The sequence below is a fragment of the Streptomyces sp. NPDC032198 genome (assembly GCF_040636975.1).
GTDB lineage: Bacteria > Actinomycetota > Actinomycetes > Streptomycetales > Streptomycetaceae > Streptomyces.
The window spans coordinates 220336-239986 of record NZ_JBEZVL010000005.1 but is presented as its reverse complement, the minus strand read 5'-3'; the positions used below and the strand labels follow the sequence as shown (position 1 = coordinate 239986).

The following is a 19651-nucleotide window of genomic DNA, read 5'->3' as shown; positions in this document are numbered from 1 at the left end:
ACAGGCTGGCGGGAAGGGAGGTTTCGTTTCTCTCAACGGAGACGCTTACACCGACGAAAGGTGCACTTCAGGTACACAGGGCCGCATGCGCGTACTGCTGGTGGAGGACGAGGAATTCCTGGCCGAGATGATCGCCGTCGGGCTGCGCCGCGACGCGCTGGCGGTCGATGTCGCGGCCGACGGCCTGACGGCACTGCGCAAACTCCAGCTCGGCGAGTACGACGTGGTCATCCTGGACCGGGATCTGCCGGGCCTGCACGGCGACGAGGTGTGCCGCAGGGTGGTGAGCCAGCGGCTGCTCACCCGGGTCCTGATGCTGACGGCGTCGGGCACGGTCCGGGACCGGGTCGCGGGCCTCGGCCTGGGCGCCGACGACTATCTGCCGAAGCCGTTCGCGTACGACGAGCTCCTGGCCCGCGTCCTGGCGCTCGGCCGCCGCACGCGCCCCGCGCTGCCGCCCGTCATCGAACGCGCGGGCCTGGTCCTGGACACCGCCCGCCGCCAGGCCAGCCGCGACGGCCGTCATCTGGCGCTCTCCCGCAAGGAGTTCGCGGTGCTTGAAGCGCTGCTGCGGGCGGAGGGCGCGGTGGTCAGCGGCGAGGACCTGATCGAACAGGTCTGGGAGGAGGACACCAGCTACCGCACGAACGCGGTCCGCGTCACCCTCTCCAAGCTGCGGACGAAGCTGGGCGATCCGCCGGTGGTGGAGACCGTCCCGGGCGCGGGGTACCGGATCCCGGGCTGGTCGGCGTGAGGCGCTTCGGAGGCGGGATCGGCCTCAAGAGCCTCAGGGACCGCAAGGGCCTCACAGGCCTCATGGGTCTCCGCGGCCTCAGCAGCGAACGCGGCCGTCTCACCGCCCTCTACGGCGGCATGCTCCTCCTGGCGGGCGCGCTGCTCACGGGGCTCGTCTACTTCCTGGTGCGGCAGGGGCTGTACTCCTCGATCAGTTCCGCCGTCACGACGGCCGTGCCCGCGAGCAGGCTCGGCCCGCCCTGGCGGATTTCCGTCCAGGCCGACACCACCTCGGTTCCGCGGGCGGTGCCCTCGGGCACCGCCCTGCCCACCGAGGTCACGCAGGGCCTCGCCGTCACAAAGATCAGCGACGTCGCCGAGCAGGCGGCGCTCAGCAGGCTGCTGACCGTCTCCGTAGTGGTGCTGTTCGTGTACGCGGCACTCTCCATCGTCCTCGCCTGGTGGATGGCGGGCCGCGTGCTGCACCCGGTGAGCGTCATCACCGGCACCGCGCGGCGCCTGTCGGGCGAGAACCTGCACGAGCGGATCGCGCTCGACGCACCGCCGGGCGAGCTGAAGCAGCTCGCGGACACCTTCGACGAGATGCTCGGGCGGATAGAGCAGCTGGTCAGCGCGCAGCAGCGGTTCGCCGCCAATGCCGCGCACGAGCTGCGCACCCCGCTCGCCGTACAGCGGGCCGCCGCCGAGATCGGTCTCGCGGGTGAGCCCGACGCGGAACAGGTGGCCCGCATCCGTACGAAGCTGATCTCCGTCGCCGAGGACAGCGAGCACCTGATCGAGGGGCTGCTCCTGCTCGCCACGACGGAGCGCGGTCTGGAGCGGCGCGAGCCCGTCGCCGTGGACGTGATCGCGGACGCGGTGGCGGAGGGTCTCGCGGACGAGGCGGCGCGCCTCGACGTCACCCTCTCCCTGCATGCCGAGCCACTCACCGTCCACGGTGACGGGGTGCTCGTGGACCGCCTGGTGCACAACCTGGTGGCGAACGCCGTGCACTACAACGTCAAGGGTGGCCGGGTCGAGGTGCGCACCGGCCCGGACGGCGTCGAGGTCACCAACACCGGGCCCGCCGTGCCGCCCGAAACGGTCCCGCGCCTCTTCGAGCCCTTCCGGCGCGTCGGGGAACGTACGCACGCGCGCGGGGAGGGCGCGGGGCTCGGCCTGTCCATCGTCGCCGCCATCGCCCGCGCACACGGCGCTCGGGCGACCGCGTGGGCGAACGGGGAGGGAGGAGGGCTCACGGTGCGGGTGCGCTTCCCCACGGGCCCGCAGGAGGCTCACCGACGGTAGGAGATCCGGTTGCCGCAAGGCTCTCAGCGGCGGTAGAAGATCCGGTCGCCGTACTGCTCGAACACGCGGCCGTTCCACTCGTGGCCGCCGTCCACGTTCCCCGACCGCAGGAGCGGCGGCTCGACCCCGCGCGCGGCGAGCTGCTCGACGGCGGTCGCCATCATGGCCTGCATGATCGCGTTGGTGACGACGCTGGAGGCGGGCCCGAAGGGGGCGTCGACCGTGTCGAGGCTGAGCTCGGCGTCACCGAGGGCGATCTTGGAGTCGATCACGACGTCGCAGTGGTCCTTCAGGAAGGTGCCGGACACGTGCCGCGACTTCGTCTCCGTCGCGTACGCCACCGACGTCACCCCGATGACCTTCAGGCCCAGCGCGCGGGCGTTCATCGCCATCTCCACGGGCAGCGAGTTCCGCCCGGAGAGCGAGATGATCACGAGTACGTCGCCGGGGCGGGCCGGTGAGGAGTCCAGGACGGCGCCCGCGAGCCCGTCGACGCGCTCCAGGGCCGAGCCGAGCGTGGCGGGCATGACGTCGATGCCGACGACGCCGGGGACGGCGAGGAGGTTCATCAGGGCGAGCCCGCCCGCGCGGTAGACGACGTCCTGAGCGGCGAGCGAGGAGTGTCCCGCGCCGAAGGCGAAGAGCCTGCCGCCGGCCTCGACGGCGTCGGCGAGCAGCGTGCCCGCCGCGTCGACGTTGCCGCCCTCCTCGTCACGCACCCGCCCGAGCAGTCCGATCGCGGCGTCGATGTACTGACCGGCCAGCTTGCTCTCGCTCTTCGAGCCCATGCGCCGAGGAACCTTTCCGGGTACGTATGTGTTCTGTACGTATGCGCGTATGCGTTCTGTACGCATGTCCTGCACGTATGTCCTGCACGCTTTTCCTGTGTGCCGCGGATCACGTTGCGGTCTGGACCAGTGCCCTGTCAATACGGCCCGAGCACCCCGTCAAGGCCGCCCCGACCGGGTTTTCCCCTGGCGCGACCCGGTTGTCAGCGGTATGCGTCAGACTTGAGGGCAGGGCCGGCCGCACGAGCGAGATCTGAGGGGCACCCATGTCGGGGCTTATTGACACCACTGAGATGTATTTGCGCACCATCCTCGAGCTGGAGGAGGAAGGTGTGGTCCCCATGCGCGCCCGGATCGCCGAGCGTCTCGACCAGAGCGGGCCGACGGTGAGCCAGACGGTCGCGCGCATGGAGCGCGACGGCCTGGTGGCCGTCGCGAGCGACCGTCACCTGGAGCTGACCGAGGAGGGCCGCAGGCTCGCGACCCGCGTGATGCGCAAGCACCGCCTGGCGGAGTGCCTCCTCGTCGACGTGATCGGCCTGGAGTGGGAGCAGGTCCACGCCGAGGCGTGTCGCTGGGAGCACGTGATGAGCGAGGCGGTGGAGCGCCGCGTCCTGGAGCTCCTGCGCCACCCCACCGAGTCTCCGTACGGCAACCCGATCCCGGGCCTCGAGGAGCTGGGCGAGAAGGACGGGGCCGACCCGTTCCTGGACGAGGGCATGGTCTCCCTGGTCGACCTCGACCCCGGCACGGAGGGCAAGACCGTCGTGGTGCGCCGCATCGGCGAGCCGATCCAGACGGACGCCCAGCTGATGTACACGCTGCGGCGCGCGGGTGTGCAGCCCGGCTCCGTGGTGAGCGTGACGGAGTCCGCGGGCGGCGTGCTCGTGGGCAGCAGCGGTGAGGCCGCCGAGCTGGACACGGAGGTCGCCTCGCACGTCTTCGTCGCCAAGCGCTGAGGGCGCCCGGGAGCCGTTACCGGGAGTTCGGGTCAACTGGCGGTAATCGTTGGGCAGTTGTGAAGACCCCGGGATCGTACGGGGTCCAAGATTCAGTGTGCCGAATCGCAGCGCCCGGACGTTTTGCGTGCGAGGCTGTCGCGAGAGGCATATGACCTGAGGGCTCTTGACCGGGTCGCCACCGGTCTGGCCGCCACGGCCGTGGGAGGGGGCAGGAAGATGTGCCCATCTGGCGAGCGGGAGCGTGTTCGCGAGCGGTGCGGATCAGTGCGTCCTCCGTGCGCGGAGGCGTACGCAGCGGCGCACGCGGAGTCGTACGGAGAGGTGTACGCAGAGGGCCCCGGCGCCCTTGAGCGCCGGGGCCTGTCCTCCCCTGTTCCGACCCGGAGCCCCGAGCTCCCAGGGTCATCCCCTTCGGACCGTTTTCCCCGAGCGGCCCGCCCCCCGTTGAAGATCTCCCCTCGGCAGCGGCGGCCAATCCTTGAGCGTGGTCACTCGAATGAGGGGTGTTGCCGGCGATCTGGCCGCTTTCGAAAAGGGGTTCGATAGCGTGCGGGGGTGCGTGACAGAACCAGGCGTTCAGCCCGAGAGGATTCAAGGGGGGTGCCAGGAACCATGGTGCGGCGCATTGACGTGACAGGCGCGGGTGGCGTACGCCTCGCCGCCTGGGAGTTCGCCGATCCTCCCAAATCCAGGGAGACCGACGGGTCGCCCGGCGGCGTGCTCTTACTGCACGGCCTGATGGGCCGTGCGTCCCACTGGGCGGGTACCGCCCGCTGGCTCGCCGAGCGACATCGCGCGGTCGCACTCGACCAGCGCGCGCACGGGCAGAGCGACAAGCCCCCCGAGGGCCCCTTCACCCGCGAGGCCTACGTGGACGACGCCGAGGCCGCTCTCGTCCAGCTCGGCCTCGCCCCCGCCGTTCTCATCGGCCACTCCATGGGCGCGCTCACCGCCTGGCAGCTCGCCGCGAAGCGCCCCGACCTCGTCCGCGCCCTGATCATCTGCGACATGCGGGCCTCCGCGCTCGGTGCCGCGTCGCAGCGTGAGTGGGAGGACTGGTTCAAGGCCTGGCCCGTGCCCTTCGCCACGCTCGCCGACGTACGGAAGTGGTTCGGCGAGGACGATCCCTGGGTCGAGCGGCCCAACCCCTCCCGCGGTGAGTTCTTCGCCGAGGTGATGACCGAGGGCCCGGACGGCTGGCGCCCCGTCTTCGACCGCGACCAGATGCTGAAGTCCCGCGAGACGTGGGTGTACGACGCCCACTGGGAGGATCTGGCCCAGGTCCAGTGCCCCGCCCTGGTCGTCCGCGGCCTGGACGGCGAGCTGGGCCGTGCCGAGTCCCAGGAGATGGTCCGCGTGCTGCCCCGCGGGGCGTACGCGGAGGTGGCCGACGCCGGGCACCTGGTGCACTACGACCAGCCGGAGGCCTGGCGCGAAGCCATCCAGCCGTTCCTGGACGGGGTCCTGACGGGGTAGGCCTCGGCCCGCCCCGGGCTGAGCGGAGCAGGACCCGGCCTCACGGGCTGACCGGAGCGGGCCCCGGCCTCACGGGCTGAGGCGCTCCACGGTCCAGCCCGGAGCGGCCGTGGCACTGTCCTGCTCCGTCCGTACGTAACGCAGCCGGTCGTGCAGGCGGTTCGCCCTGCCCTGCCAGAATTCCACGCTCCGCGGAGCGACCCGGAAGCCGCCCCAGTGCGGGGGTGCGGGCACCTGCTCGCCCTCCGGGTAACGCGCCTCCAAGTCGGCGTACGCGCGGTCCAGTTCGTCGCGCGTGGCGATGACCGAGGACTGGGCGCTGGCCCAGGCGCCGAGCTGGGAGCCGTGCGGGCGGGTGCGGAAGTACGCCACCGTCTCCTCACGGGCGACGCGCTCCGCCGTGCCCGTGACGATGACCTGGCGTGCCATCGGGTGCCAGGGGAAGAGCAGCGCGATGTTCGGGTTGGCGGCCAGTTCACGGGCCTTGCGGGACTCGTAATTGGTGAAGAAGACGAAGCCGCGCTCGTCGTATCCCTTCAGCAGGACCGTGCGTGAGCTGGGGCGGCCCGCCTCGTCGACCGTCGAGACGACCATGGCGTTCGGCTCGTGCAGCAGGCCCGCCTCGGTCGCGGAGAGCGCCTGCGCGAACCACAGCGCGAACAGCCCGCCGGGCGTGGCGGGCGCCTCCGCCTCGATGAGTCCGTCGACGCCGTAGTGGGCACGTATGGCGGCGGGATCGGACACGGGCGAGGCGGGTGCGGCGGATGATGAGGCTGATGCGGAGGCGGCGGCTCGATCGGTCACGCCGTCATCTTGCCGTATACGAAGGGCTGTCCGACGGGCTGTCGTCCACCACGGGGAGGTGACGTGTGGCACTGAGTGCCGCAGACCATCGCCAAGGGTGGCACCAAGGGATATCGTGCGGCTGCCGAATCGGTTGGGTGACCACCAGCCGCACGGGGCATCACCGGGATGACCGATCCGGACCGCGAGTCGAAGGCCGGAAGCCAGCAGCGCGCCGGCAGACCGCGGAACCGGACCGATAATGCCCACTTCTGACACATGGTCACGAGCTGTCTGTCACCACCATCTGTCGTACACATCACGAGGAGCCGCCTGATGTCCGACTTCGTACCCGGACTTGAGGGAGTCATCGCGTTCGAGACGGAGATCGCCGAACCGGATAAGGAAGGCGGCGCGCTTCGCTATCGCGGCGTCGACATCGAGGATCTGGTCGGCCACGTCTCCTTCGGCAACGTCTGGGGCCTGCTCGTCGACGGCGCCTTCAACCCCGGCCTGCCGCCCGCCGAGCCCTTCCCCATCCCGGTGCACTCCGGCGACATCCGCGTCGACGTCCAGTCCGCCCTCGCGATGCTCGCCCCCGTGTGGGGCCTGAAGCCGCTCCTGGACATCAGCGAGCAGGAAGCCCGCGACGACCTCGCGCGGGCCGCCGTCATGGCGCTCTCGTACGTCGCCCAGTCCGCCCGCGGCCAAGGCCTGCCGATGGTGCCGCAGCGCGAGATCGACAAGGCGGACACGGTCGTCGAGCGCTTCATGAAGCGCTGGCGCGGCGAGCCCGACCCCAAGCACGTCCAGGCCGTCGACGCGTACTGGACGTCGGCCGCCGAGCACGGCATGAACGCCTCCACGTTCACCGCCCGCGTCATCTCCTCGACGGGCGCGGACGTCGCGGCGGCGCTCTCGGGCGCCGTGGGCGCCATGTCGGGCCCCCTGCACGGCGGTGCGCCCTCCCGCGTCCTCGGCATGATCGAGGAGATCGAGCGGACCGGCGACGCGGCCGCGTACGTGCGGCAGGCGCTGGACAAGGGCGAGCGGCTGATGGGCTTCGGCCACCGGGTGTACCGGGCCGAGGACCCCCGCGCGAGGGTCCTGCGTCGCACGGCACGCGAGCTGGGCGCTCCGCGCTTCGAGGTGGCCCAGGCGCTGGAGAAGGCCGCGCTCGACGAGCTGCACGCCCGCCGCCCCGACCGGGTCCTGGCGACGAACGTCGAGTTCTGGGCCGCGATCGTCCTCGACTTCGCCGAGGTGCCCGCGCACATGTTCACGTCGATGTTCACGTGCGCGAGGACGGCCGGCTGGTCGGCGCACATCCTTGAGCAGAAGCGCACGGGGCGGCTGGTCCGCCCCTCGGCCAGGTACGTGGGTCCCGGTACGCGGGACCCGCGGGAGGTCGAGGGGTACGGGGAGATCGCGAAGTAGGGCGGTCAGCCACGACCTCGGACGCCGGGCGGGCGGGACAGCGGCCCGCCCGGCGTCCGGGGTGGGCCCCGCTCAGGACAGCGCCACGTCCAGCAGCCGTGCCCACTCCCCCACCACGCGCTCCCGCCGGGCCTTGTCGTCCGTCAGCAGGTTCGCCAGGCCCAGACCCCGCGCCATGTCCAGGAGCCCCTGGACGGTCTCCCGGACGCCCGGCCGGGACTCGTCGGCATCCAGGAGCTGTACCGCGATCCGGTGCGTCTCACGGCCCACCCGCGCCTCCAGCTCCGTCACCCGGGAGCCGAGCTGGGGCTCGTTCGACGCCGCCACCCACAGATGCAGCGCCGCCCGGAACAGCGGCCCCGTGTAGAGATCGACCAGGGCGGCCACCACCGAGACCCGGTCCTGCGCGGGAAGCTCCCGCAGCGCGGTGGACCGCTGCTCGGCCACGTACTCCACCGCTGCCGTGAACAGGTCCTCCCGCGTCGGGAAGTGATGCTGGGCGGCACCCCGCGAGACCCCGGCCCGCTCGGCGACCACGGAGACCGTGGACCCCGCCCAGCCGCTCTCGGCGAGGCACGCCACCGCGGCCTCAAGGAGCCGCTGCCGCGTGGCACGGCTGCGGTCCTGCTTGGGCGAGCGGTCGGCCGCGGTCACAGCACCCATGGGCACTCCCGTCGTTCGAGGAACGCCCCCATCCCGTCGCGCGCCTCCTCGGAGCCGAAGAGCCGCGCGGACAGGGCGATGAGGGAGTCCGTGTGGTGGTCGAATGCGTCGAGCACCCTAGCCGTGAGCAGCTTCTTCGTCTCGGCCAGGGCCTGCGGCGCACCCTTCCGCAGCCCTTCCAGGAGGGGCGAGAGCTCCGCGTCCACGTCGTCCCCGGCCGCCGTCACCAGTCCGATCCGTGCCGCCTCCGCCCCGCCGAAGCGCTCCCCGGTGAGGAAGTAGCGTGACGCGGCGCCCGGGTCCAGGCGGGCGAGCAGCGGCATGGAGATCACCGCGGGCGCCACCCCGATCCGTACCTCGGTGAGCGCGAACGACGCCCCCGGCCCCGCCACCGCCATGTCGCACACGCCGAGCAGCCCGAGCCCGCCCGCCCGCACATGCCCGTCCACCCGCGCCACCACCGGCTTGGGCAGTTCCACGATCTGCCGGAGCAGCCCCACGAGGACGGCCGGGTCCGGCGGCTCGCGCAGATCGGCGCCCGAGCAGAACGTGGAGCCGGTGTGCGTGAGGACGACCGCGCGTACGCCGGGGTCCTTGCCGCAGGTGTCGAGTGCCCCGGCGAGTTCCCGCAGCAGCCCGGCCGAGATCGCGTTGCGGTTGGCGGGGTTGTCCAGGGTGAGCGTGACGATGCCGCGCTCCGGGGGCGTGTGCACGAGTGCCATGCGTTCTCCAGCGGGTGGCGGGCGGGGCGGGCGGTGTCCCGTGGCGGTCAGTACGACTGGTCAGTACGGCTGGTCAGTACGACTTGGGCAGGCCGAGCGTCTGGTGCGAGACGTAGTTCAGGATCATCTCCCTGCTCACCGGGGCGATCCGCGCCACCCTCGATGCCACGATCAGCGAGGCGAGGCCGAACTCCTTCGTCAGGCCGTTGCCGCCGAGCGTGTGCACGGACTGGTCGACGGTCTTCACACAGGCGTCGGCAGCCGCGAGCTTGGCCATGTTGGCGGCCTCGCCCGCGCCCATGTCGTCGCCCTCGTCGTAGAGCCTGGCCGCCTTCTGCATCATCAGACGGGCCAGCTCGATGTCGATGTGGGACTGCGCGAGGGGGTGCGCGATCGCCTGGTGGGCGCCGATCGGGCTCTTCCAGACGCTGCGTTCCTTGGCGTAGCCGACGGCCCGGGAGAGGGCATAACGCGCCATGCCGATCGAGAACGCCGCCGTCATGATCCGCTCGGGGTTGAGTCCCGCGAAGAGCTGGAGCAGCCCGGCGTCCTCGTCGCCCACCAGGGCTTCCGGGGGCAGCCGTACGTCGTCCAGGGTCAGCTCGAACTGCTTCTCCGGCGCCTGGAGTTCCATCTCGATCTGCCGCCGCTGGAAGCCCTCGGTCTCGCGCGGGACGATGAAGAGGCAGGGCTTGAGGCTGCCGGTCCTGGCGTCCTCCGTACGGCCCACGATCAAGGTCGCGTCGGCGATGTCGACGCCGGAGATGAAGACCTTGCGGCCGGTCAGGAGCCAGTCGCCGCTCGCCTCGTCCTTGCGGGCCGTGGTGGTGATCCGGTGGGAGTTGGAGCCCGCGTCGGGCTCGGTGATGCCGAACGCCATGGTGCGGCTGCCGTCGGCGAGACCGGGCAGCCAGGCCGCCTTCTGCTCGTCGGTGCCGAAGCGGGCGATGACGGTGCCGCAGATCGCGGGCGAGACGACCATCATCAGGAGGGGGCATCCGGCGGCGCCCAACTCCTCCAGGACGATGGAGAGTTCGGCTATGCCACCGCCCCCGCCGCCGTACTCCTCGGGCAGGTTCACGCCGAGGTAGCCGAGCTTGGCGGCGTCGGCCCACAGCTCGTCGGGGTGGCCCTCGTCCCGGACGACGCGGGTGAGGTAGTCGCGGCCGTAGCGCTTGCCGAGTGCGGCGACGGCCGCGCGCAGTGCCTGGTGCTCTTCGGTTTCGAGGACGGTGCTCATACGGATTGCTCCTCCTGTACGGCGGCTACGACGTCTACGACTGCGAGCAGCGCCCCGACCTCGACCTGGCGGCCGGGCGCGGCGTGCAGGGCGGTGAGCGTGCCGGAGGCGGGAGCGGAGATGCGGTGCTCCATCTTCATGGCCTCCAGCCAGATGAGGGGCTGCCCGGCGGTGACCCGCGCGCCCTCCGTGAGCCCTTCGGCCAGGCGCACGACGGTGCCGGGCATCGGGGCGAGCAGGGATCCCGGCTCCTGCCGGGCGGTGGGTTCGGGGAGCAGCGGGAGCGCGGTGAGGGCGGTGTTGCCGACGTACACGCGGTCGTCGCCGTACCGGCTCACGGTGAACTTCGTTCGTACGCCGTCGACTTCGAGCACGACGAGCTGACCCGACACGGAGAGCACGCGCACCCCGTCCGCGCTCGGCCCTTCCCGCGTGTGCCGGTAGCGCGCCTCGTGTTCGGTGCCGTCCGGCTCGCTCCGGAAGAGCTTGACCTGCGGCTGCGACGCGAGGTTGCGCCAGCCGCCGAACCGCGAGCGCCCGTGCGCGTCGGCGAGGGCGGCGGCCAGCGGGGCGTGCGGGTCCGGGGCGGGGGCCGCGAGCTCGGTGACGTGCCGGTCGTAGAAGCCCGTGTCCATGCGGGCCTCGACGAACTCCGGGTGCCGCAGGGACCGTACGAGCAGCTCCCTGTTGGTGACGGGCCCGTGGACGACCGCGCGGTCCAGCGCTCCCGCGAGGGTGCGCAGGGCCTCCGCCCGCGTGGGGGCGTACGCGACGGCCTTGGCCAGCATCGGGTCGTAGTGCACGCCGATCGTGTCGCCGTCCACGTACCCGGTGTCCAGCCGCACGCCCGGCACGGAGAGCCGGTGCAGGGTGCCGGTCTGCGGGGCCCACCCGGCCGCCGGGTCCTCGGCGTAGAGGCGGGCCTCGACGGCGTGGCCGCGCGCGGGCGGCGGTTCCTCCGCGAGCCGTGTGCCCTGCGCGACCTGGATCTGCAGCGCCACGAGGTCGATGTCGAACACGGCCTCCGTGACCGGGTGTTCGACCTGGAGCCGGGTGTTCATCTCCAGGAAGTGCGCCCGGTCGCCGTCGACGAGGAACTCCACCGTGCCCGCCCCGCGATATCCGGTCACGCGCGCCGCGCGCACGGCCTGCGCGTGCAGCTCGTCGACGAGCGCGTCGGCCAGACCGGGTGCCGGGGACTCCTCGATGACCTTCTGGTGTCTGCGCTGGAGCGTGCAGTCCCGCGTGCCGAGCGCCCACACGGTGTCGTGCGCGTCGGCCATGATCTGCACCTCGACGTGCCGGCCGCCCTCCAGATAGGGCTCGACGAAGACCTCGCCGTCCCCGAAGGCGCTGGCGGCCTCCGCGCGGGCGGCCTCCAACTCACCTTTCAGCTCGCCCAGTTCCCGTACGACGCGCATGCCGCGTCCGCCGCCACCGGACGCCGCCTTCACCAGGACCGGCAGATCGGCCTGGGTGACGTCTTCCAGGCCCATCGGCGCGATGCCCATGAGTTCCTTGGCTCGCGTCTTGGAGGCCATGGACTCGATCGCCTCCGGCGGCGGACCGATCCACACGAGCCCGGCGTCCAGGACGGCGCGCGCGAAGTCCGCGTTCTCGGAGAGGAAGCCGTAGCCGGGATGGACGGCGTCCGCGCCGGCCGCCTGTGCGGCCTTCACGACGAGTTCGCCGCGCAGGTACGTCTCGGCGGGCGCCGTGCCCGGCAGCCGTACGGCGGAGTCGGCCTCGCGGACGTGCAGGGCGTCCGCGTCGGCGTCGGAGTACACCGCCACGGTGGCGATGCCCAGGTCGCGGCAGGTGCGAAAGACGCGGCAGGCGATCTCGCCCCGGTTGGCGACGAGTACGGATTTGATCATCGTGGGGTTGGCGGGGTTGGCGGGGTTGGTGGGGTTGGTGGGGGTGGGGTTCATGGGGTTCGTCATGGAGGTCCTCACATCCGGAAGACGCCGAAGCCACCGCGCGCGCCCTCGTAAGGGGCGGTGTGGATCGCGGACAGGCACAGGCCGAGGACCGTGCGGGTGTCACGGGGGTCGATGACGCCGTCGTCGTAGAGCCGCCCGGAGAGGAACATCGGCAGCGACTCCGACTCGATCTGCTGCTCCACCATGGCGCGCAGACCCGCGTCGGCGTCGTCGTCGTAGGGCTGGCCCTTCGCGGCGGCGGAGGCGCGGGCCACGATCGAGAGCACGCCCGCGAGCTGCTGCGGGCCCATCACGGCGGACTTGGCGCTGGGCCAGGCGAAGAGGAAGCGCGGGTCGTAGGCGCGCCCGCACATGCCGTAGTGCCCGGCTCCGTACGAGGCGCCCATCAGGACGCTGAGGTGCGGCACGCGCGAGTTCGACACTGCGTTGATCATCATCGCGCCGTGCTTGATGATGCCGCCCTGCTCGTACTCCTTGCCGACCATGTAGCCGGTGGTGTTGTGCAGGAAGAGCAGTGGGATGTCGCGCTGGTTGGCCAACTGGATGAACTGGGCGGCTTTCTGGGACTCCTCGCTGAACAGCACGCCCTGCGCGTTGGCGAGGATGCCGATGGGATAGCCGTGCAGCGAGGCCCAACCGGTGGTGAGACTCGTCCCGTAGAGCGGCTTGAACTCGTCGAAGTCGGAGGCATCGACGATGCGCGCGATGACCTCGTGCGGGTCGAAGGGCACCTTGAGGTCGCCGGGCACGATGCCGAGCAGCTCGTCCTCGGCGTACTTGGGCGGCTCGACGACGGTGACCGGATCGGCGTACGTCTTGCGCCAGTTGAGCCGTTTCACGACCCGGCGAGCCTGCCTCAGCGCGTCGCGTTCGTCCTCGGCGAGGTAGTCCGCGAGGCCGGAGGTGCGGGCGTGCATCTCGGCGCCGCCGAGCGACTCGTCGTCGCTCTCCTCGCCGGTGGCCATCTTCACGAGCGGCGGCCCGCCGAGGAAGACCTTGGCGCGCTCCTTGACCATGATCACGTGGTCGCTCATGCCGGGGACGTACGCGCCGCCCGCCGTGGAGTTGCCGAAGACGACCGCCACGGTCGGGATACCGGCGGCGGACGACTGGGTGAGGTGTTTGAAGAGGGCGCCGCCCGGGATGAAGATCTCCTTCTGGGACGGCAGATCGGCGCCCCCCGACTCCACGAGGTGGATGGACGGCAGCCGGTTGGCGTGCCCGATCTCGTGCGCGCGGAAGGCCTTCTTCAGGGTCCAGGGGTTGCTGGCACCGCCGCGCACGGTCGGGTCGTTGGCGGTGATCAGGCACTCCACGCCCTCGACGACGCCGATGCCGGTGACCATGGAGGCACCTACGGGGTAGTCACTGCCCCACGCGGCGAGCGGCGACAGTTCGAGGAACGGCGTGTCCGGGTCGAGCAGCAGCTCGATGCGCTCCCGGGCGAGGAGCTTGCCGCGCTTGCGGTGCCGGGCGACGTACTTCTCGCCGCCGCCCTCAAGGGCCTTGGCCTGCTCGGCGTCAAGCTCGGCGAGCTTGGCCAGCATGGCCTCGCGGTGCTCGGCGTACTCGGCGCTCGCGGGGTCGAGCGCGGACGCGAGGACGGTCACGGGTGTACCTCCGTCGGTTCGGTCGCTTCCATCGGTTCGGTCGGCCCGAGCAGTGCGGCCGGTACGTCGACGTGGCGGGCGCGCAGCCACTCGCCGAGGCCCTTGGCCTGCGGGTCGAAGCGGGCCTGGGAGGCCACGCCCGCGCCGAGGATTCCCTCGACGACGAAGTTCAGCGCCCGCAGGTTCGGCAGGACGTGGCGCACGACGGTCGACTCCGCTGCCTCTGGGATGAGTTCGCGGAACCGCTCGACGGTGAGTTCGTGGGCGAGCCAACGCCAGGCGTCGTCCGTCCGCACCCAGACGCCGACGTTCGCGTCCCCGCCCTTGTCGCCGCTGCGGGCCCCGGCGACGAGGCCGAGGGAGGCGCGGCGGGTGGGGCCGCCCGGCGGGAGCGGTGCGGGCAGGGGCGGCCGGCCGAGGTCTTCGAGTGCGCGGCTGCCGCCGGGAGCGTGCACCGGGAGGCGCTCGCCGCCGGGCAGGACGGCCACGTGGTCGACGGTGCCGCGTGCGACGTACGCCGCTTCGAAGACTCCGTAGGGGGCGCCCTCGCCCGGGGGTGCCGTGACGTGGAATCCGGGGTAGCTGCCGAGGGCGAGCTCGATCGCGGCGCCGCTCAGGGCGCGGCCGACGGGGTCCTGCTGCGGGTCGCGCACGACGAGGCGCAGGAGGGCGGATGCGGTCTCCTCGCTCGGGGCGTCGGGGCGATCGGTGCGGGTGAGTTCCCAACGCACCTTCTGTGGACGCGACTTGGAGCGAGTGAGCGCGTCCTCGACCTGGGCGCGGACGAGACCGGCCTTGGCCTCCACGTCCAACCCGGTCAGGACGAAGACGACTTCGTTGCGGAAGCCGCCGAGCCGGTTCAGGCCGACCTTGAGGTCCGGCGGCGGCGCCTCTCCGCGTACGCCGGAGACGCGGACCCGGTCGGGTCCCTCCTGCGTGAGGGTGACCGTGTCGAGCCGGGCGGTGACGTCGGGCCCCGCGTACCGGGAGCCGGAGGTCTCGTACAGGAGTTGCGCGGTGACCGTGCCGACGTCGACGAAGCCGCCCGTGCCGTCATGCTTGGTGATGACGCTGGAGCCGTCCTCGTGGATCTCGGCGAGCGGGAAGCCGGGCCGCAGCAGTTCTCGCGCCGAACGCTCGCCGAAGAAGGCGTAGTTGCCGCCGGTGGCCTGCGTCCCGCATTCGAGGATGTGCCCGGCGACGACGGCACCGGCGAGGCGGTCGTGGTCACCGTCGCCCCACCCGAAGTGCGCCGCGGCGGGCCCGGTGACGAGGGCGGCGTCGGTCACGCGCCCCGTGACGACGACGTCGGCCCCTGCGCGCAGGCAGGCGGCGATTCCGGTGCCGCCGAGGTAGGCGTTGGCGGTGAGGGCGTCCGGGAAGCGGCTCCCGAGGTCGTCCCCCTCCACGTGCGCGACCCGCACCCCGATCCCGAGCCGGCCCGCCAACTCCCCTACAGCGTCGGCGAGTCCACCGGGGTTGAGCCCGCCCGCATTGGCAACGATCTTGACGCCCCGCTCCTGGGCGAGCCCCAGGCACTCCTCCAGCTGACGCAGGAAGGTCTTCGCATAGCCGCGCGCGGGGTCCTTGAGGCGGTCGCGACCGAGGATGAGCATGGTCAGCTCGGCGAGGTAGTCGCCGGTGAGGACGTCGAGGGGACCGCCGGTGAGCATCTCGCGCATGGCATCGAAACGGTCACCGTAGAAGCCGGAGGCGTTGCCTATGCGGAGGGGTGGGGTGGAGAGAGGGGCGGTTCGGGGAGTGGACGGCGGGGCGGTCATCGCCCGCCCTCCCTGGCCGGGCGCCCCGGCCCCGGTGGTCCCGCGAAGGCCTGGGCGATGGTCAGCCACCGCTCGGCGTCGGCGCCTTCCGCGCGCACTGCGAGATCGTCCCGGTGCGCGCGCTGCGTGACGAGGAGGCAGAAGTCGAGCGCGGGCCCGGTCACACGCTGGCCGGCGTCCTCGGGTCCGCCGGCCCACAGTTCGCCGGAGGGCAGCCGGAGCTCGACGCGGAAGGGGGCGTCCGGCGCGCTCAGCCCCCGTACACCGAACGAGAAGTCCCGGGCCCGGACGCCGATGTGGGCGATGTGCCGCAGCCGGTCCGTCGGCACCCTCACGACTCCCAGCGCGTCGGCGACGTCCTGGCCGTGGGCCCAGGTTTCCATCAGCCGGGCGGTCGCCATGGAGGTGGCCGACATGGGCGGCCCGTACCAGGGGAAGCGGGTGCCGCGCGGGGCGGCCGCCAGGGCCTTGTGCAGGGCGTCGCGCCCGGCCCGCCACTGGGAGAGCAGCTCACCCGGCGGCAGCGCGGCGCCCTCGTCGGCGCCGTCGTCGACGAACGAATCGGGAGCCGCGAGGGCCTCCTCGACGAGCCGCCCGAAGGCCTCGCCGTCGGTGACGGCGGTCAGCGCGGCCCGGTCGGTCCAGGCGAGGTGGGCGATCTGATGGGCGACGGTCCAGCGGTCGGCGGGGGTGGGCAGCGCCCAGCGGCTGCCGCTCAACCCCCCTACCAGGTGGTCGAGTTCCTCACTCTCACGGCGCAGATCGTCGAGTACGGGCACGGCTTCGGACACGGAGCGCTCCCCTCGGGCACGAATGGGGTCTCCCCTGCTCGAACGAAGTCGAGAGGGGAAGTGCCCCGGAGCATGGCAGCGCCCGGAGAAACAAGCAAGCGTGCTTGCATTACTTTCCGGACGGCTCCGGAACGGAAGCAGCGGCGCCGACCCCTTCGCCTTCTCCCTCGCCCTGCCCCTCTCCCTGCCCTTCTCCCAGTCCTTCCCCCAGCCCGGCGGCCTCCGCGGAAAGGAGTGCGGCCTCGGGGGCGGCCCCCGACACGACGTCGCCGGACTTGCGGGCCCGGCCACGACCGACCTGGGTCCGGACGGCGCCCATGCTGGCGGCGATGACCAGCGAGATGGCCATGGCCTCGTTCACGGAGAGGGCCTGGTTCAGCACGAGGAATCCGGCGATGGCCGCGATGGCCGGTTCCAGGCTCATCATGATCGCGAAGGTGGAGGCGGGAAGCCTGCGCAGGGCGAGCAGTTCGAGGGTGTACGGCAGCACGGAGGACATCACGGCGACGGCCGCGCCGAGCCCGAGCACCTCGGGCCTGACCAGCTTCTCCCCGGACTCGATGAGGCCGAGCGGCAGGAAGAGGACGGCCGCGACGACCATCGCGAGGGCGAGCCCGTCGGCCTGCGGGAAACGACGCCCCGTACGGGCGCTGAACATGATGTACGTGGCCCACATGGCACCGGCGCCAAGAGCGTAGGCAACACCAACGGGATCAAGCCCGCTGAACCCGCCCCCACCCCCCAGCAAGAAGACACCGCAGAGGGCGAGCCCGGCCCAGATCAGATTGACCGCACGCCGCGACGCGAAGACGGAGAGGGCCAGCGGCCCGAGCACCTCCAGCGTGACGGCGGGGCCCATCGGGATGCGGGCGACGGACTGATAGAAGAGCCCGTTCATCCCGGCCATGGCCACACCGAAGGCGATGACGGTCCCCCAGTCGGCGCGCGAGTGCCCGCGCACCTTGGGTCGGCACACGATCATCAGCACCATGGCGGCGAAGGCGAGCCGCAGGGTCACGATGCCGAGGGCTCCGGCCTTGGGCATCACGCTCACGGCGATGGCCCCGCCGAACTGGACGGAGACGCCGCCCGCGAGCACAAGCCCGACGGGCCCGAGGGCACCCCACCGCCCACCGGGTGCCGCCTCCTGACCACTCCTCGACGCGTCCACAGCCAACCCTTCCGCTTCTCCGACCCGATCCAGTCCACTCACCTGAACTACTCCGTCCAAGGTAGTAGACCACGACAGGATTGTGGAGCCCTTTCACTGCTGTACGCAAACCGCGTCCACATGGCGGGTGCGGGCGGATGGACCACCCCGAGGCGACGAGGCCTCACACAGGCGTGAACTCGTACTGCAGCTCGTAGAGGTGTCCGGACTTGACCATCACGGTCGCCTCGATGGGCAGTTCGTCGTCGCTGTAGACCACGCGCAATGTGCGCAGGACCGGAAGACTGCCGGGGAGCTGGAGAATCGTGTACTGCTCCTGCGTGGGCACCCGCGCCGAGACACGGTCGACGCTCAGCCGGGGCGGAAACCCCAGGTCGGACAAGAGCGCCGGGGTACCGCCGCAAATCCTGCGACGCCTGGTGATCGCGGTGCCCTCGGCGATGCCCACCGGGTAGTAGGAGGCGACCAGCTCAACCGGCTCGCCGTCAAGGGAGAGGAGCTGTCGACGCACGACAGCCGTACCACCGTCAGCGAGCTCCAGCACCCCCGCCACATCCGTCGGCGGAACCACCTCCGCAACCTCCAGCAGCGTGCTGCGAGGCTTCGTACCGCCCTCTGCCACCTCCGTGAGCCAGCGGTAGGACCCACCTGCTTCGGCAGGAGCCATGTACGTGGCAGGGCGCAGAGTCCGCTGCCGGTGCTCGCGGACGGTTACCGCGGAGCCCGCGCGCCCCACGGCCAGCCCCTCGTCCTTGAGCAGCTGCAGAGCCTTCTGCACGGTGGCACTGGATGCGTCGAATCTGGCCTTGAGCTGCGACGTCGAGGGAAGCCTGGCGCCCGGCGCCAGCTCCCCACTCATGATCTCGTCCCGCACGTCGGCGGCGATGCGTTCATGCAGGGCCCGGCGATCGAATGCGGCGGCGTCGGTACGGGGCACGGTCATCCGTTCCTGATCTCGTAGCGCAGGCGCTGGCGGGCGGCGGGCATGGTCATCAGGTCGGCCTGGATGGGCCGGCCCTCGCCGTCCAGAGTCACCCGGGCCAGCCGCAGAACGGGTTCGTCCACGCCGATGCGCAGGACCGCCCGTTCCTCCTCGGTAGGCATCCGCGCGGTGACGTCCTCGCGCACGGTGACGCCGGTATGCCCCAGCTCGGCGAGCAGCGTCACCGCACCGCCCCGGATCTTGGCCGTGGCGGCGAGTGGTGTCCCCCGGGCGACCTCGGTGGGGTAGTACGTGTCCGTCAGCTCATTGGGCTCCCCGTCGAGCTCGATGACCCGCCGCCGCACGACGACCGCGTCGCCTTCGGCCACCCCGAGCAGCTCCGCGAGTTCCGGCGGCGCCGGAACCTCACCGGCCTGAACGATGCGCTGAGTCCCCCTACGTCCGGCTGCCGCCGCTTCGGCGGCCCAGGCGTCGCCGCTCGCCCGCCCTCGCGGCGTCAGATACGGCATCGATGTGCTGACCCAGTCCCCGTTACTGATCATGGTGAACTCCCGTACGCCGGAGGGCTTGTTGCCGCTTTATGCCGCCTTCGTACCGTAGCCAACTCACCAGCCGGCTCACCCTAAGTCGTCACCTTGACCCAACCATACTGCTATTCGTGAATAGCAGTATGGTCCTCCACGATCATACAACCTCCCGGCACAAGGCGGTGGTTCACTGTGCATCTCTCACAGCAACGGCAATTCCCCAGGTCCCTCAGATCTGTCGGCGAAGCCCGCGCCTTCGCCATCGGCACCCTCGCCACCTGGGGCGTTGTCGACCGGCACGACGAGATCAAGCTCTGCGTATCCGAGCTGGCCACGAACGCGCTGCTGCACGGAGTTCCCAAAGGACGCGCATTCGAAGTGAGCTTCTTGATCTCGACCGACGAGGCAGAGCTTCGCGTCGAAGTCCGAGACAGCGGTGACGGCCGTCTCGTGGCAACCGCCCCCACAGGGGATGCCTGCACCGGCCGAGGACTGCACCTCGTACGGGAACTGGCCGACGACTTCGGAGTCATCGAACATGTGGTGGGCAAAACGGTGTGGCTCACGTTCAAAGCCCTACACCTACCCGCAGTGCCGCATCGGAGTGGAGGCCCGAGTTCCCCCGACCGGCACGAGGGCGATCGGCGTGACCCCGGTCCCACGGAAAGCGGAACCTCGCGCGCCCCGCACGGCGGCTTGGGTTCAGCCACCACGGAACCGCACGGAGGTCAGGTCAGGTAATGACGCACGACGGAAACCGTCCGACCGACG

The 19651-nt window shown here is 71.4% G+C and carries 18 protein-coding genes and 1 pseudogene; 7 read left to right on the top strand and 12 right to left on the bottom strand.

Annotation, left to right across the window (positions count from 1 at the left end):
* Positions 1-85: 85 nt before the first annotated feature.
* Both AB0E78_RS15165 and AB0E78_RS15160 read left to right on the top strand, forming a co-directional pair.
* A complete protein-coding gene (locus tag AB0E78_RS15165; protein ID WP_361832214.1) occupies positions 86-754 on the top strand; it encodes a response regulator transcription factor in 669 nt (222 codons plus the stop codon).
* A gap of 62 nt (positions 755-816) precedes the next feature.
* Positions 817-2043, top strand: a complete 1227-nt coding sequence (locus AB0E78_RS15160; RefSeq protein WP_361832798.1) for an ATP-binding protein — start codon at positions 817-819, stop codon at positions 2041-2043.
* A 23-nt stretch (positions 2044-2066) separates the two neighbouring features.
* On the opposite strand, the gene AB0E78_RS15155 is transcribed toward AB0E78_RS15160, so the two are convergent.
* Positions 2067-2831 carry an SIS domain-containing protein gene (locus AB0E78_RS15155; protein ID WP_361832212.1) on the bottom strand — a complete coding sequence of 255 codons (765 nt, stop codon included), beginning with the start codon at positions 2829-2831 and terminating at the stop codon, positions 2067-2069.
* Between the two features lie 266 nt (positions 2832-3097).
* Here AB0E78_RS15155 and AB0E78_RS15150 point away from each other — a divergent pair, with 266 nt between their 5' ends.
* The gene (locus tag AB0E78_RS15150) at positions 3098-3790 is read left to right on the top strand and encodes a metal-dependent transcriptional regulator (protein WP_361832210.1); all 693 of its coding nucleotides are present in this window, start codon (positions 3098-3100) and stop codon (positions 3788-3790) included.
* Between the two features lie 615 nt (positions 3791-4405).
* On the top strand, positions 4406-5269 hold the full coding sequence (locus AB0E78_RS15145) for an alpha/beta hydrolase (protein ID WP_361832208.1): 864 nt from the start codon (positions 4406-4408) through the stop codon (positions 5267-5269).
* Between the two features lie 69 nt (positions 5270-5338).
* On the opposite strand, the gene pdxH is transcribed toward AB0E78_RS15145, so the two are convergent.
* On the bottom strand, positions 5339-6073 hold the full coding sequence (gene pdxH, locus AB0E78_RS15140; RefSeq protein WP_361832206.1) for a pyridoxamine 5'-phosphate oxidase: 735 nt from the start codon (positions 6071-6073) through the stop codon (positions 5339-5341).
* A gap of 315 nt (positions 6074-6388) precedes the next feature.
* On the opposite strand from pdxH, the gene AB0E78_RS15135 reads away from it, so the two are divergent.
* Positions 6389-7489 carry a citrate synthase 2 gene (locus AB0E78_RS15135; protein WP_361832204.1) on the top strand — a complete coding sequence of 367 codons (1101 nt, stop codon included), beginning with the start codon at positions 6389-6391 and terminating at the stop codon, positions 7487-7489.
* A gap of 175 nt (positions 7490-7664) precedes the next feature.
* Complete coding sequence (locus AB0E78_RS15130; RefSeq protein WP_361832796.1) at positions 7665-7856, top strand: CxxxxCH/CxxCH domain-containing protein; 192 nt, start codon at positions 7665-7667, stop codon at positions 7854-7856.
* Between the two features lie 101 nt (positions 7857-7957).
* Here the strand turns inward: AB0E78_RS15130 and AB0E78_RS15125 are convergent.
* From AB0E78_RS15125 to AB0E78_RS15080, 10 genes and pseudogenes are all read right to left on the bottom strand, one after another.
* Positions 7958-8152, bottom strand: a pseudogene (locus AB0E78_RS15125) (helix-turn-helix domain-containing protein); the annotation flags it as partial.
* Complete coding sequence (locus AB0E78_RS15120) at positions 8140-8874, bottom strand: enoyl-CoA hydratase family protein (protein WP_361832202.1); 735 nt, start codon at positions 8872-8874, stop codon at positions 8140-8142. The pseudogene AB0E78_RS15125 and the gene AB0E78_RS15120, both read right to left, overlap by 13 nt.
* A gap of 73 nt (positions 8875-8947) precedes the next feature.
* Complete coding sequence (locus tag AB0E78_RS15115) at positions 8948-10114, bottom strand: acyl-CoA dehydrogenase family protein (RefSeq protein WP_361832200.1); 1167 nt, start codon at positions 10112-10114, stop codon at positions 8948-8950.
* Positions 10111-11991, bottom strand: a complete 1881-nt coding sequence (locus tag AB0E78_RS15110) for a biotin carboxylase N-terminal domain-containing protein (RefSeq protein WP_361832794.1) — start codon at positions 11989-11991, stop codon at positions 10111-10113. Before AB0E78_RS15110 ends, AB0E78_RS15115 begins: the two co-directional genes overlap by 4 nt.
* Before the next feature lie 74 nt (positions 11992-12065).
* Positions 12066-13667, bottom strand: coding sequence for a carboxyl transferase domain-containing protein (locus AB0E78_RS15105; protein ID WP_361832198.1), 1602 nt, complete (start codon positions 13665-13667; stop codon positions 12066-12068).
* A complete protein-coding gene (locus AB0E78_RS15100) occupies positions 13664-15448 on the bottom strand; it encodes an acyclic terpene utilization AtuA family protein (RefSeq protein ID WP_361832196.1) in 1785 nt (594 codons plus the stop codon). The genes AB0E78_RS15105 and AB0E78_RS15100 overlap by 4 nt, the downstream gene beginning before the upstream one ends.
* On the bottom strand, positions 15445-16239 hold the full coding sequence (locus AB0E78_RS15095) for a TIGR03084 family metal-binding protein (RefSeq protein WP_361832194.1): 795 nt from the start codon (positions 16237-16239) through the stop codon (positions 15445-15447). The genes AB0E78_RS15100 and AB0E78_RS15095 overlap by 4 nt, the downstream gene beginning before the upstream one ends.
* Positions 16240-16348: 109 nt before the next feature.
* Positions 16349-17416 (bottom strand): EamA family transporter, encoded by a 1068-nt coding sequence (locus tag AB0E78_RS15090; RefSeq protein ID WP_361832792.1) that lies wholly within the window; start codon positions 17414-17416, stop codon positions 16349-16351.
* A 157-nt stretch (positions 17417-17573) separates the two neighbouring features.
* Positions 17574-18353, bottom strand: coding sequence for a GntR family transcriptional regulator (locus AB0E78_RS15085; protein ID WP_361832192.1), 780 nt, complete (start codon positions 18351-18353; stop codon positions 17574-17576).
* On the bottom strand, positions 18350-18892 hold the full coding sequence (locus AB0E78_RS15080; RefSeq protein WP_361832790.1) for a UTRA domain-containing protein: 543 nt from the start codon (positions 18890-18892) through the stop codon (positions 18350-18352). The genes AB0E78_RS15085 and AB0E78_RS15080 overlap by 4 nt, the downstream gene beginning before the upstream one ends.
* 180 nt (positions 18893-19072) lie before the next feature.
* On the opposite strand from AB0E78_RS15080, the gene AB0E78_RS15075 reads away from it, so the two are divergent.
* Positions 19073-19621, top strand: a complete 549-nt coding sequence (locus AB0E78_RS15075; protein WP_361832190.1) for an ATP-binding protein — start codon at positions 19073-19075, stop codon at positions 19619-19621.
* The last annotated feature ends 30 nt before the right edge of the window (positions 19622-19651 follow it).